This is a genomic window from Luteibacter sp. P4_D7_3 (assembly GCF_056401735.1).
Map to the genome: position 1 here is coordinate 1 of NZ_JBFUIT010000097.1, position 12,624 is coordinate 12,624.

The 12,624-nt window shown below is 65.0% G+C and carries 12 protein-coding genes and 1 pseudogene; 9 read left to right on the forward strand and 4 right to left on the reverse strand.

Annotated elements, in window-relative coordinates:
* Both AC1DSN_RS10850 and AC1DSN_RS10855 read left to right on the forward strand, forming a co-directional pair.
* Window positions 1-311: pseudogene (locus tag AC1DSN_RS10850) on the forward strand (shikimate dehydrogenase); the annotation flags it as partial.
* Between the two features lie 13 nt (window positions 312-324).
* Window positions 325-594, forward strand: coding sequence for a YkgJ family cysteine cluster protein (locus tag AC1DSN_RS10855; RefSeq protein ID WP_477293486.1), 270 nt, complete (start codon window positions 325-327; stop codon window positions 592-594).
* 43 nt (window positions 595-637) lie between these two features.
* On the opposite strand, the gene AC1DSN_RS10860 is transcribed toward AC1DSN_RS10855, so the two are convergent.
* Both AC1DSN_RS10860 and AC1DSN_RS10865 read right to left on the reverse strand, forming a co-directional pair.
* The gene (locus AC1DSN_RS10860; protein ID WP_477293484.1) at window positions 638-955 is read right to left on the reverse strand and encodes a hypothetical protein; all 318 of its coding nucleotides are present in this window, start codon (window positions 953-955) and stop codon (window positions 638-640) included.
* A gap of 52 nt (window positions 956-1,007) precedes the next feature.
* A complete protein-coding gene (locus AC1DSN_RS10865; protein ID WP_477293482.1) occupies window positions 1,008-1,622 on the reverse strand; it encodes a LysE family translocator in 615 nt (204 codons plus the stop codon).
* Between the two features lie 238 nt (window positions 1,623-1,860).
* Here AC1DSN_RS10865 and AC1DSN_RS10870 point away from each other — a divergent pair, with 238 nt between their 5' ends.
* Complete coding sequence (locus tag AC1DSN_RS10870; RefSeq protein WP_477293480.1) at window positions 1,861-4,167, forward strand: TonB-dependent receptor; 2,307 nt, start codon at window positions 1,861-1,863, stop codon at window positions 4,165-4,167.
* A gap of 20 nt (window positions 4,168-4,187) precedes the next feature.
* Here AC1DSN_RS10870 and AC1DSN_RS10875 read toward each other — a convergent pair whose 3' ends face one another.
* Both AC1DSN_RS10875 and AC1DSN_RS10880 read right to left on the reverse strand, forming a co-directional pair.
* Window positions 4,188-4,646 carry a DUF4126 domain-containing protein gene (locus AC1DSN_RS10875; RefSeq protein ID WP_477293478.1) on the reverse strand — a complete coding sequence of 153 codons (459 nt, stop codon included), beginning with the start codon at window positions 4,644-4,646 and terminating at the stop codon, window positions 4,188-4,190.
* Window positions 4,647-4,816: 170 nt separating this feature from the next.
* The gene (locus AC1DSN_RS10880; RefSeq protein ID WP_477293476.1) at window positions 4,817-8,056 is read right to left on the reverse strand and encodes a protease pro-enzyme activation domain-containing protein; all 3,240 of its coding nucleotides are present in this window, start codon (window positions 8,054-8,056) and stop codon (window positions 4,817-4,819) included.
* 298 nt (window positions 8,057-8,354) lie between these two features.
* On the opposite strand from AC1DSN_RS10880, the gene AC1DSN_RS10885 reads away from it, so the two are divergent.
* The 6 genes from AC1DSN_RS10885 to AC1DSN_RS10910 all read left to right on the forward strand — a co-directional run.
* On the forward strand, window positions 8,355-8,888 hold the full coding sequence (locus AC1DSN_RS10885; protein ID WP_477293474.1) for an energy transducer TonB: 534 nt from the start codon (window positions 8,355-8,357) through the stop codon (window positions 8,886-8,888).
* Between the two features lie 96 nt (window positions 8,889-8,984).
* Window positions 8,985-9,272, forward strand: coding sequence for a hypothetical protein (locus AC1DSN_RS10890; protein ID WP_063573592.1), 288 nt, complete (start codon window positions 8,985-8,987; stop codon window positions 9,270-9,272).
* A gap of 134 nt (window positions 9,273-9,406) precedes the next feature.
* On the forward strand, window positions 9,407-9,715 hold the full coding sequence (locus tag AC1DSN_RS10895; RefSeq protein WP_477293471.1) for a hypothetical protein: 309 nt from the start codon (window positions 9,407-9,409) through the stop codon (window positions 9,713-9,715).
* A 40-nt stretch (window positions 9,716-9,755) separates the two neighbouring features.
* Window positions 9,756-10,289 (forward strand): gamma carbonic anhydrase family protein, encoded by a 534-nt coding sequence (locus tag AC1DSN_RS10900; protein WP_477293469.1) that lies wholly within the window; start codon window positions 9,756-9,758, stop codon window positions 10,287-10,289.
* 48 nt (window positions 10,290-10,337) lie between these two features.
* Window positions 10,338-12,386 carry a M3 family metallopeptidase gene (locus AC1DSN_RS10905; protein ID WP_477293467.1) on the forward strand — a complete coding sequence of 683 codons (2,049 nt, stop codon included), beginning with the start codon at window positions 10,338-10,340 and terminating at the stop codon, window positions 12,384-12,386.
* Window positions 12,387-12,435: 49 nt separating this feature from the next.
* A partial coding sequence (locus tag AC1DSN_RS10910) for an endonuclease/exonuclease/phosphatase family protein (protein ID WP_477330670.1) occupies window positions 12,436-12,624 on the forward strand: 189 nt, incomplete at its 3' end.

Below are 12,624 nucleotides of genomic sequence, written 5' to 3' on the forward strand. Positions count from 1 at the left end.
GCCATACCCGGTATTGGGACGACCTGACGGGAAAGTGCTTCGATCTCGTCGTCAACGCCACCTCGATCGGCGTCATCGGCGGCACGTTCGACCTGCCCATGTCGATCCTGCAGGACCACAGCACCTGCTACGACCTCTGTTACGGGGCTGCCGCAGCGGACTTCAAAGGCTGGGCCACCGCGGCAGGTACGCGCTACTTCCGCGACGGCCTCGGCATGCTGGTGGAACAGGCCGCGGATGCGTTCGAGCGCTGGCACGGTACGCGGCCGGATACGGATCCTGTCTACAACCTCCTGCGCCAGAGGTTCTGACGCCCACCCGGTCATGACCATGTCCTTGTCCTGCCGCATGGGCTGCGGTGCCTGCTGCATCGCGCCCTCCATCAGCTCGCCCATCCCCGGCATGCCTCACGGTAAGCCGGCGGGCGTGCGCTGCGTGCAGCTGACCGACGACAACCGTTGCGCGATCTTCGGTCGGCCGGAACGGCCGACGGTTTGCGGCGGCCTGCGGCCCGATGCGGAGATGTGCGGACCGGATCGGGATTACGCAATGGACTGGATCACCGGCCTGGAGCGGGCGACGGCCACCCACTGAGAGGTTCTGCAGGTTGACCTACGTTCCAGCGTGACGGGGTCGCTCAGGGCACCGTGGCCACGGGCTGCGCCGGGCACGCGTACGTCGCCTGGTACTCGTAAACGGTCTTCTGCGTGTCCTGCGCGTCGGCGGGTACCTGTTTTGCCAGGACCAGACGAATGGTGTCCACGGTGGGTGCGCTACAGCGCTTGCGGGCAGCCGCGATGCACGGCTGGTCGGTAATCGCATCGGTCTGGCAGGACACGGCGATCGGCGCGACCGGTGCTGCTGCGACGTTCACGGGCGTGGTAGGTGCGCTGGCACAGCCCGCCAGCGCCAGCAGCGCGACGGTGGGCCAGACGAGACGGACAGCGACATTCATCGGAAGCTCCTGCTCATGACACAGCCTAGGCTGTCGGTATGACCGGGTCTTTTCAGCGAACCAGTTGGCGAATCCCGAGCGCGACGATCATGGCGCCGCAGACGCGATCCATCCACGCTTTGCCGCGTCGGTAACGCGCGGCAACGCTCGGTGTCGCGAACACGAGGGCAACGATGCCGTACCAGGCCGCGGCGACGATCGCTACAGTGGCGAGCATGCCGACGAACGTGGGGCTCGAGACGTGCTTCGGCGCGGCGGCGGCGAAGACGGCCGCATAGAAGGCCATCGACTTCGGGTTGGCGATGTTGGTCGCGACGCCGGTGCGGAAAGCCTGACCCAGGCTGCGCCCCCCGCTGGAAATCCGTGCGGCGCTGGCGCTGCCGGCCTTGGAGATCAGGCGCCCGCCGAACCAGATCAGGTAGCTGGCGCCAATGACCTTCACAGCCAGGGCGATCCATGGGAAGGTCGCGAAGACGATGCCGATACCCAGGATGGAACAGCTTGCCCAGAACAGGTTGACCACGACGACGCCAGCGACCAGGGCCAGTGCCTCGCGCGTTGTCGTCGAGGCGGCCTTGTGCGCGACGGCCACGAAGTTGGGGCCCGGCAGCACGACGCCGACGACGTACACGGAAAGAACGGTGGTGATGGCGGTCCAATCGATCATGACAACGCGGCCGGAAGACTGACGTTGGACTGTAGCGCGTTTCGGAAAACGTTACAGCTTACGGACGTCCAGAAGTCCGAAGTGGTTTTGGACGAAAGCTGCGCGTTGGACAAAAAAGCCGCGAAGGCACCGGCATCACGTTTTCAACCACCGTCAACCAGCCGTCATCTGTAAGTAAACGACGATACATGCGTATCCGCGACTCTCCCTGGTTTTACACCTCCAGGGGATCGACCCGATGACGTTCGCACGTGCTTCGCTTCGTCGCACCGCCCTCGCCACCGCGCTTGCGCTTTCGCTGCATGCCGGTTTCGTCCACGCCGCCGACAACGACAACGACAAGGCGGCACCGGCGGCCGACACCGCCGCGACCACGAAGGACGCGAAGCAGCTAGACGCCGTGTCGGTGATTGCGCCGGGTGAAACGCGACAGATCCAGAGCATCGGCGTCGAGGAGATCACCAAGCAGCAGACGCCGGGAACCAGCGCGCTGAAAGCACTCGATAAGCTGCCGGGCGTGCAGTTCCAGTCCGCCGATCCCTGGGGCGCTTACGAGTGGTCGACGCAGATCACCCTGCACGGCTTCGACCAGTCCCGCCTCGGCTTTACCCTCGACGGGATTCCGCTCGGCACCATGGGCTACGGCGTGACCGACGGCCTTCAGGTCACGCGCGCCATCACCACCGAGAATCTCGCCACCGTGGAACTCGCCCAGGGCGCCGGCGCGCTGGGTACCGCGTCGAACACGAACCTTGGCGGTACCGTGCAGTTCTATTCGGCCGATCCGGACATGACGCCGGGCGTGCGCCTGAACCAGGTGCTCGGCTCCGACTCCACGCACCGGACCTTCGTCCGCGTCGACTCCGGTGACTACCACGGCTTCTCCGTATACGCGTCGTTCGCCAACGCCGATACGGACAAGTGGAAGGGCTTCGGCGACCAGAAGTCGAACCAGGCCAACCTGAAGGCGCTGTACCAGTGGGGCGACGGCAACCGCATCAGCCTCTTCGTGGACAGCAGCAAGCGCAAGGAATACGACTACATGGATCTGTCCCTGACCAGCCAGCGCGTGCTGGGCTGGAACTGGGACTACCTGCAGCCGGACTGGAACTCGGCCGTGCAGATCGCCAACGCACTGAACGGCAAGGGGCAGTACCCGGCCTCGCTCAATGGGCTTCCCGCCAACTACGACAAGGGCGACGCGACCTACTATGCCGGCGGCGGCATTCGTCGTGACACGCTGACCGGGCTGTCGGGTTCGTTCAATCTCGGCGGTGCCACGCTCGACACCACGGGCTATTACCACGCCGATCGCGGCGAGGGTCAGTGGGCCACGCCGTACCAGGCATCCTCGCCGACCATGCCCATCTCGATGCGTACCACCGACTATGGGCTGGATCGTTACGGCATTACTTCGGCGCTGAAGTTCAACCTCGGCAACAACGACATTGAGGTCGGTATCTGGGGCGAGAATTCGAACACCAATCAGGAGCGCAACTATTTCACGCTGAATGGCCAGTACACGGCGCTGTACACGGTCTATAACGACCAGGATCCGTTCCTGCGGGCCTTCCTGCAGCACTACGAAACCAAGACGCGCATGGGTTACGCGGAGGACACGATCCACCTGCTCGACGACCAGCTGACGATCAACTTCGGCGCGAAGTCGCTGCGCGTGACCACCGACGCGACCTCCCTGGTGCCGACCACCGCGTTCGCGCAGGGCCAGATGCGCGCGAAGAAGGGCTTCCTGCCGCAGGCCGGTATCGACTACAAGCTCGATGCCAACCAGGACGTCTACGCCTCGTATGCGAAGAACATCTCCGCTTTTGGCATCACGCCCTTCAGCACGTCACAGGCAGCGTTCGATGCGGCAAAGGATCACCTGAAGCCGGAAGAGTCGCAGACCTGGCAGACCGGCTATCGCGCGCACGGCGAAACCTTCGAGGCCTCGCTGGGCCTCTTCTACACGCGCTTCGAGAATCGCCTGCTGGCAACGACGCCTTGCCCGGCGGTCGTGACCTGCGCCGCGTCGCTGAACAACGTGGGCGACGTGAAGAGCCGCGGTGCAGACGTGGCGTTCCTGTGGAAGCCGCTACAGGGACTGAGCTGGCTCAATTCGTTCTCGTATAACAATTCCAAGTACCAGGATGACTACCAGAACTCGGGCACCGTCCACACGGCGGGCAAGTACGTGGTTGGCGTACCGAAGACGATGTTCTCCAGCTCGGTAAGCTACGAGATCGCGGGCTGGCGCGCCAACGTCGAAGGCAAGTACACCGGTCGTCGCTATATCACCTACACCGACGATTCGTCCGTACCGTCGTACTGGGTGGTCGATGCCGGTCTCGCCTACGACATCGGCAATCTCTCGGTGCTGAAGGAAATGAGCATCGGCTTCAACGTGACCAACCTGTTCGACAAGCGCTACTTCGCGTCTACCGGCACGAACGGCTACGTCGCCTCCGACCCGGACGGTTACAACCAGACCCTGATGGCCGGTGCGCCGCGCCAGTACTTCGTGAACCTCAACGCGAAGTTCTGACGACGGCACACCGTCGGAAATCAGGCGGAGGCGACGACCAGCACGGCAAGGGCGATCGCCACGATGTCTTCGACGATGGCCGCCGGACGGTCGCTCCGGAACGCGGCGGCCATCTTCGTGCGCAATGCCGAACCACCCAGCGTGCCAAGGACGGCACCGATGGCGCCGGCGACCAGGCCGATGACCAGCGCATCGTGTGCGGCGCCGATGCAGGCGCCGGACAGGGCGCCCGTGACCACACGGGTACCGAACTGGACCGGGATCTTCCGGCTCGGCGTGGATGGCAGCTGGTCGGTGATCAGTTCGCCAACGGCGGCGATCCCGAGGACCCACGGTGTCCATGCGTAGCCCATGAAGGCCAGCGGTGTTCCGGCGAGCGCAAGGCCGCCGAAGCGGGCAGCGAAGGCCACGGCAGCCGGAGCCATCATGGCGCGCAGACCGGCGACGACGCCGATGAGAAGAGCAAGGACGAAGATCATTACGGCATTCCTTTCCTGGGTAGTGGGCCCATTCAAGCGTGGCCGGATGCGTGTGGCTTGCTCAAACCTAGCGCGGTGGCGGGTTGGCAGGGGAAGTCACTGGCCGAGATAGCCGTTCACGGCCTGATGCAAGGTGACGGGCCGGCCGGGGGCCGACCCGTCGTCATGCCTTACGGTGCGGAAGCCACGCGGCGACTACCCTGGAATCGGTTAGCCGGCACGATGTCCTGCTTGGCCAGCACGAGGGCGGTACCCCACGCATCGGCCACCTTGAACGAGGTGAAGCCGGTACCGGTGCCCTGCCACTCGAACACGCGGTTGTTCGCGTTGCGCCAGAGCAGGTCGGCCAGGCCGTCGCCGTCGAAGTCGCCGATGCTGGCCAGCGTGTAACCCGCGGGGATGGCACGGCTCTTCTTCGCGATGACGCGGAAGCTGTCCAGTGTCCACCAACTGACCTGAGCGTTGGTCGTATCCGTCCAGATCAGGTCGGTGGTCCCATTGCCGTCGATATCACCGACGCCGTAGAGCGTCGCGCCCACCGGGCGATCCGGCAAGGCATGCGCAACGAAGTTGCCTCGCTGGTCGGCGATCCACAGCGCCAGCGAGGTGTTGTCGGCGCGGGTCCAGACCAGGTCCGTGTAACCGTCGCCGTTGGCGTCGGCCAGGGTGGGCGTGGCACCGGCAACGCCATCGATCGGTGCGGACTCGGCGGTGACGATGATGTCGTTCTGCGTGGTCGGATCCAGGTCCAGCGACCACCAGACGATCTGCGATGTCGCCGTGTCGAACCAGACCAGCTTCTGCGTGCCGCTGGCGTCGTTGACGCCGCTGCCGAGAAGCTTCCACGTAGCCGGGACGACATGGTTGACCACGAAGGTGTAGTAACCGCCGGTACCGGTCGAGACCCAGACATTGACCTGGTTGTCGGCGCCTAGCAGGACGATCTCGCCCGACTTCAGCGAAAGCGCATCCAGGCCCGGAATCAGGTCACCGAAGGCGGCCACCGTCAGGCTGGGATCGATTGCCTGGGTTTCGTCATACAGGCTCACCGCACCCTTCATCGCTACCGAGTGGAGCACTCCCTGCGTGGGATCGACATAGGCGAAGTCGCTGTAGCCGTCGTTGGTGAACAGGTTGTTGAGCGAGAGGAAGTCCGCCGATGCGGCGTAGCCACGTTTGGCCGGTGCACCCCAGCCGAGGAAGGCGTCGACCAGGTTGGCCGCGTTGATCGTACCCAGACCGGTCGCCAGGCTGTAGCCGACATTGCTCTTCCAGGCCGGCACCAGGGCGTTGGTGGTGGGATCGCCCCCTTCAACGATGCCGACGATGTTATTGAGCTTGCGGCCCGTGTCGCAATTGAGCGTACCGGTAGCGCAGGGTTGGACGATGTCGCCTTCGGTGACGTTGTTGAACACGCAGTCCGTGCCGATCGTCGCGCCGTTGCTGGCGTTGCACGCGGTAAGGCTTTTCGTGTTCGGCGAGCCGACGGTGCCGAACTGGCGTGCGGCGATGCCGTAGAACGCAGGGAGCACGTTACCGCTGCGGTCGCCGGCGGCCTGGTTGATCAGCGTCTGCACGCCGGCCATCGCCGGTGCGGCGAACGAGGTGCCACCTGCCGAATTGGCGAACACGCTGTCCGGATTGCTGAAGTCGCAAGCCGTACCGCCGTTATCCGCATCGGACATGCAGAACACCAGCGCATGGCCAAAGATGCCGTTGGCCGAGAACAGCGACACGTCCGGCAACGTTCGCGAGGTGTGATTGATGGAACCATTCAGGCCGATCTGCTCCTCCGGCTGCGCAAAGACGCCACTGGGGCCACCACCGCCACCGCCGACCTGCAGGAAGTCCTGACCGCGCCCGACGCTGTCGTTGCACGCCGTGATGCCGTCCTTGTAGCCGAGCAGGGTGTAGAGATGGCTGCTGGCGCAGCTGTTGTTCCAGGTCATTTCCGGGATATAGCTGATGGCGGACTGGTAATAGGGCAGGTTCGTCGTGGTCCAGTAAGTAGACTGCTGGCCACGGTCGTTGAAGTCCGTACCGCCCACGGCTACCGATGAGGGCGACGACGCCAACCCGTTGACCGCGGCACCCGAGGTCGACCAGAACAACGCACCCTGGTCGCATTGCGTTGAACCGCCGTCTCCGGTGGAGACGAACACGGTCACGCCTTCGGCCGCGGCGGACGACCAGATCGCGTCCGCCGTGAAGGCGTCGCTCGGATCACCGGACTCGCACGCGCCGTAGCTCAGGCTCCATATGGACGGAGGGAGGCTTCCGTCGGGACCGCCTTCGAGGAGGCGCGCGGCCGCCGTGAACGGGCCGAAGGTGGCCCCGTTATCGGCGCACGATGCGAGCACGATGTTCGCGTCCGGTGCAGCCGCACCGGCCCACTCGGCATCGAGCGCGGCTTCGCCTTCGTCGCCGTTCACGCCGGGGTCGGCGCAGGCGACACCACCATCCAGCGGATGCAGGATGCTGAAGCTGCCTTTCGCATCGGCAGGGAGGAACGCGTTGCGGAAACGCGCGACGTCATCGGGAAGCACGTTGGTGCGCTCCAGTACGACGACGGTTTGTCCTGCCCCGCGCAATGCATTGCGCCGATCCCACAGCGACTTCACGTTGTAGACCTGGTTGAAATCGGCCGGCACCATGTCGTAGGTGATGTTCGGATCGCTCGTGCCCGGTGGTACGGTGAACGCGGGCTTCGCCGCGTCGGCCGTGCTCCACTTGCCATGTTTGCGATCGAACGTGCTGTGCATCAGCGCCGTGTGCTGTGGCTTCGGGAAGAAGTCATGCAGCGCCACGCTGCGGATAACCGGCGAAAGCGACGCGGGAATGCGCGTCTGGGTACTGTTGGCGAAATGCTTCTCGCCGTTCACCGTGTAGTGATGCAACGAAGTGCCGAAGGCCTTCGCCACGGCGCTGGCCGGACCCGAGAACACGATACGCATGTGGTCGCTGGAAATGGCCGATACCGTCATGCCTTGCGAGCGTAGCCACTGCTGCACCGTCTTCACGTCTTGCGCCGAGGGCCCGAACCGGTCGCCGAGCTGGGCCGCGGTCAGCCAGTGGTGGAAGTCGGGTGATGCCGGATTGTTGAGGCGCGAGAGGTACGAGCGGAATGCGTTCTCGTGGTCGTCGTCGCGTTTCAGTACGAGGGTGATGTCGTTTACCGTATCCCCCGCCGACATCGCCCCGGCATCGTACTGGGCCATGGCCTCTCGGGGTGTCGTACCGGGTAGTGCGAACGTGGATGTGTTTTCGACCTTGGTCGTGATGCGCGCGGCGGCCGTTGGCTGCAGCGCGCGTGCCGCCTGCTGCAAATCGGTCGCCGGGGCGGGTAACGACAGGACATAGCCTGCCGTCAGGCTCGCGAATGCGAGCCAGGGTGTGAACCTGCGTGACATTGTGTCTACTCCCTTGCGTGAGTGCTGTATCCCCACCGAGCTCCCTGCATCAGGCCTCCCCCCTCAATGCCACGTCTTCAGGGCGATCAGTCGGGCCACCGTAGTCCTGTGCATCGGCACGAACCATGACCGCAGTCACATTTGGCCGTCTAAATGACAGATGTGCGTCAAAGGCAATTTCTTGCGATCCGCGACGACCGCAACGTCGCTGCAACATTTCGCCGCCAAGATGACAAGCCCGCTGGGGTCGTCCAACAGGGGGACGGCCTGGTTGCGGGTGCGCCACGGAACCACCCCCATGTCCCAGACACTCACCGCGGCGTTTCCCCGACGCACGGTTCTAGCTATTGCCGTTGGCGTGGCCGCACTTGCGGTCATCGTTGGCGTCGTCGCGTTTCGCAGCCACCAGGCGACATCCTCCACCGACGCCTCGGGCACGTTGAGCAGCGATGCCGGCCCGTCGTCCGGTGCGGCGCCGGAAATCGATATCCTCCTCGGCCTGGCGCGCGATGCCACGAAGGAAGGGCGCCTCGTGGCGCCGCAGGGCAACAACGCCTACGAGTACTACCTCAGCGTCAGCCAGCTCGATCCGAAGAACGCGACGGCGCAGGATGCCTTGCGCGAGACACTGCCGTTCGCATCGCAGGAGATCGAACGACAGATCAATCGTCGCGAGCTGGAAGAGGCGCGCCGAGAGATCGCGTTGCTGCGCGACTACGATCCGACCAACTACACGCTGATCATCCTGGGCGCGAAGCTCGATGCCCAGCAACGGGTCGTCACGGCCGAAGACGAGGCGAAAGCTGACGCAATCCGTAGGCGAAACGGCTAGGCGAATTCAGGTTTTTGCGGGGCTTTTCGGGTGATAGTCGTACCGCGTGTCAGCGACGGCACGCCATACCTATCCATCAAGGCAAGGAGCCTGATCATGAACAAGTACCTCCGCCCGCTCGCCCTCGCTCTTCTCGTCGCCGCCCCGGTCGCGGCTACGGCCCAGATCCATGGCGGCAACGAAGTGCGCTGCACCGTTGAGAGCAACGCATTCAACAAGTTCATCGCCGGCAAGCCGACGCCGGTCGAATTCCGCGCGGCCTACTCGTGCGTGGGCCTCGTCCTCCCGGGTGACGTCACGACCATGGAAATGCGCACGGATAACAGCCGCTACTTCGCGCAGYTGGACGCGCACGGCCGCATTGTCGGCGGCAGCTTCCACTAAGTAAGGCCGGCGGCCGCGTCGTTATCGCGGCCGCCTTATTTACCGGTGCACAAACCCGGCAGACGCAACGGCGTTCATCGTCCAGAGCCGTTTGTCGCGCCATAATCGGGCTCCCCCAGGCAAGGAGCCTCGCCATGCATCGTCTCGCCATCCTCTTTTTCACCGCCGTGCTCGGTGGCGCTGCCCTCGTGGCCTGCCAGACCGCGCCGCAGACCGGGCCGGCCGCGCAGCCGAAGCCGACGGCGGGTTTCGTCACTGACATGAAGGCTTTCGATGCCTTTATCGCCACAAAGCCCACCCCCGAGCAGTTCCACGCGGCCTACCCGGACGTCATGCTGGTCACCCCGGACATGATGACCACCCGAGAAATGCGCCAGAACCACAGCCGCTACTTCCCGAAGATGGACGCCGACGGCCGTATCGTGGGCGGCGCGTTCATGTAATGCCCACGGTGGGCGTGGCGCGACCGATTAGAATGGCGCCATGCCTACCTCGATCCGGCCCTTCAAGGGCATCCATCCCCGCCTCGGCGCGCGGGTCTATGTCGACCCCGCGGCCACCGTCATCGGTGACGTGGAGCTCGGCGACGACGCCTCCGTCTGGCCCGGCGCCGTCGCCCGGGGCGATGTCCACCACATCCGCATTGGCGCCCGCAGCAACCTGCAGGACGGCGCGATCATCCACGTGACCCACGACGGGCCGTACACCCCCGGCGGCTTCCCGACGATCATCGGCGAGGATGTGACCATCGGCCACGGCGCCGTTATCCACGCCTGCACCATCGAGGACGGCTGCCTCATCGGCATGCATGCCACCGTGCTGGATGGCGCCGTTGTCAGGAAGAACGGCTTCGTCGGCGCCGGCGCGGTGGTCCCGCCCGGGAAGGTGGTCGGCGAGCGAGAGCTTTGGCTGGGCAACCCGGCGAAGATGGTCAGGGTGCTCAGCGACGCGCAGGTGGCGCAGCTGTACTACTCGGCGGCCAACTACGTGCGCCTGAAAGACGACTACCTGGCTTGATTTGACCGGGCCGCAACACCACGCTGGACGCCTGACAGGAGATCACCGATGGACAGCAGCACCAATCCCCTTCTCGACCCCAACGGCTTGCCGGCGTTCTCGGCGATCCGTCCGGAACACATCGAGCCGGCCATCGACAGCCTCATCGCCGAGCAGCGCGCCGCCATCGACCGGATTGCCGCCGCCGACGCCGTGCGGGATTTCGACCATGTGATGCTGGCCCAGGAACGCCTGGACCAGGTGCTGTCCCGTGCCTGGTCACCGGTCAGCCACCTGCATTCGGTGGCCGACTCCGAAGCCCTGCGCAAGGCCCATGGCGCGGCGGAAGAAAAGCTTACCGATCATGGGATTGAAGTCGGCCAGAACCGCGATCTCTACGCCGCCGTCCAGGCCGTGGCGGATCGCGGTGACTTCGCCGGACTGCCCGTCGCGGCGCGTGCCGCCGTCGACCATGCCCTGCGCGACTTCCGTCTGTCTGGCGTGGCGCTCGAGGAGCCGGCCCGCAGTCGCTTCCGCGAGATCGGCGTGGAGCTTTCGAAGCTGACCACGGAGTTCTCAAACGCGGTGCTCGACGCCAGCGAAGCCTGGCGCAAGCACATCACCGACGAGCGTGACCTGGCGGGTATTCCCGCCTCGGGCCGCGCCGTGCTGCGCGAATACGCCCGTGAGGAGTCGCTCGACGGCTTCCTGGTCACCCTGAAGCAGCCCAGCGTGCAGGCGGTGCTGACCTACGCGGAGAATCGCGACCTGCGCGAGGCCGTGTACTACGCGTACCAGACCCGGGCCTCCGACCAGGGGCCGGACAAGGGCAAGTTCGACAACTCCGAGCGCATCGAGAAGATCGTGGCCCTGCGCCACGAGGCTGCCCAACTGCTCGGCTTTGCCAATGCCGCCGAGGAATCGCTGGCGACGAAGATGGCTACGTCGCCCGATGTCGTACTCGCCTTCCTTCGCGATCTTGCCGCCCGGGCGAAGCCCGTGGCGAAAAAGGAACTCGAGGAACTGCGCCGCTTCGCCTCGGAAGAACTGAAGCTGGACAACCTCGAGCCCTGGGATGTCGGCTTCGCCTCCGAGCGTCTCCGCCAGCAGCGTTACGCACTGGACGAAGAGCAGATCAAGCCCTACTTCCCGGCATCCGGCGCCATCGACGGCCTGTTCGCTGTGGTCGAGCGCCTGTATGGCGTCCGTTTCGCGCCTCGCGATGACGTCGACACCTGGCATAAAGATGTGCGCTATTACGACGTGATGAATGCCGACGGCTCGATCTTTGCCGGCGCTTACCTCGACCTCTACGCGCGCTCGGGCAAGCGCGGCGGCGCCTGGATGGACGTATGTGAGTCGCGTTTCCGTGACGGCGACCACCTACAACTGCCGATAGCCTTCCTGACCTGCAATTTCCCGCCGCCGACCGATGGGGCTCCCGCGCTGCTGACGCACGACGACGTCCTCACCCTCTTCCACGAATTCGGCCACGGCCTGCATCACATGCTGACCGAGGTCGATATTCCGTCGGTCGGCGGTATCGATGGCGTGGAGTGGGACGCTGTGGAGCTGCCGAGCCAGTTCATGGAGAACTTCGCCTGGGATCGCGAGGCGCTCCGCCTGTTCGCCAGGCACTACGAGACGGGCGAGCCGCTGCCGGACGACCTCTACCAACGGATGCTGGATGCGCGGCATTTCCATGCCGGGTTATTCCTCGTTCGCCAGCTGGAATTCGCCCTGTTCGACTTCCGTCTGCACCTCGAGTACGACCCCGCGCAGGGCGCCCGTCCGCTCGACGTACTCGAGCAGGTGCGCCACGAAGTAGCCGTCATGCACCCACCGGCTTGGCAGCGCTTCCCGCATGCCTTCACCCACATCTTCGCCGGCGGTTACTCGGCCGGGTACTACAGCTATCTGTGGGCCGAGGTCCTGTCGGCGGACGCGTTCGAGCCGTTCGAGGAAGCCGGGGTGCTGAACCGTGCGACCGGACAGCGCTTCCGCGAGCAGATTCTCGCCGTGGGCGCGACACGGCCGGCGCTCGAGTCGTTCAAGGCCTTCCGGGGCCGTGAGCCGCGGCCGGATGCACTGCTGAAGAGCTACGGCCTGGGGGCCTGAGGCACAGGCCGCGCGGGTCGCCGCGCGGCCGTTCCTTTACAATATCGCCATGAAGATCGCGTCGTGGAACGTCARTTCGCTGAAGGTCCGTCTGCCCCATCTCCAGCAATGGCTGGGCGAGGCGCAGCCGGACATCATCGCGCTGCAGGAAACCAAGCTCACCGATGACAAGTTTCCCGTCGACGAGATCGCGGCCATGGGCTATCAGGCTGTCTTCTCCGGTCAGAAGACCTATAAC

Excerpts from the sequence above, each read along its gene's own strand:
- AC1DSN_RS10870 (WP_477293480.1), top strand. The coding sequence starts at position 1,861 with ATGACGTTCGCACGTGCTTCGCTTCGTCGCACCGCCCTCGCCACCGCG.
- AC1DSN_RS10860 (WP_477293484.1), bottom strand. The coding sequence starts at position 955 with ATGAATGTCGCTGTCCGTCTCGTCTGGCCCACCGTCGCGCTGCTGGCG.
- AC1DSN_RS10865 (WP_477293482.1), bottom strand. The coding sequence starts at position 1,622 with ATGATCGATTGGACCGCCATCACCACCGTTCTTTCCGTGTACGTCGTC.
- AC1DSN_RS10900 (WP_477293469.1), top strand. The coding sequence starts at position 9,756 with ATGCCTACCTCGATCCGGCCCTTCAAGGGCATCCATCCCCGCCTCGGC.
- AC1DSN_RS10895 (WP_477293471.1), top strand. The coding sequence starts at position 9,407 with ATGCATCGTCTCGCCATCCTCTTTTTCACCGCCGTGCTCGGTGGCGCT.
- AC1DSN_RS10905 (WP_477293467.1), top strand. The coding sequence starts at position 10,338 with ATGGACAGCAGCACCAATCCCCTTCTCGACCCCAACGGCTTGCCGGCG.
- AC1DSN_RS10855 (WP_477293486.1), top strand. The coding sequence starts at position 325 with ATGACCATGTCCTTGTCCTGCCGCATGGGCTGCGGTGCCTGCTGCATC.
- AC1DSN_RS10885 (WP_477293474.1), top strand. The coding sequence starts at position 8,355 with ATGTCCCAGACACTCACCGCGGCGTTTCCCCGACGCACGGTTCTAGCT.
- AC1DSN_RS10880 (WP_477293476.1), bottom strand. The coding sequence starts at position 8,056 with ATGTCACGCAGGTTCACACCCTGGCTCGCATTCGCGAGCCTGACGGCA.
- AC1DSN_RS10875 (WP_477293478.1), bottom strand. The coding sequence starts at position 4,646 with ATGATCTTCGTCCTTGCTCTTCTCATCGGCGTCGTCGCCGGTCTGCGC.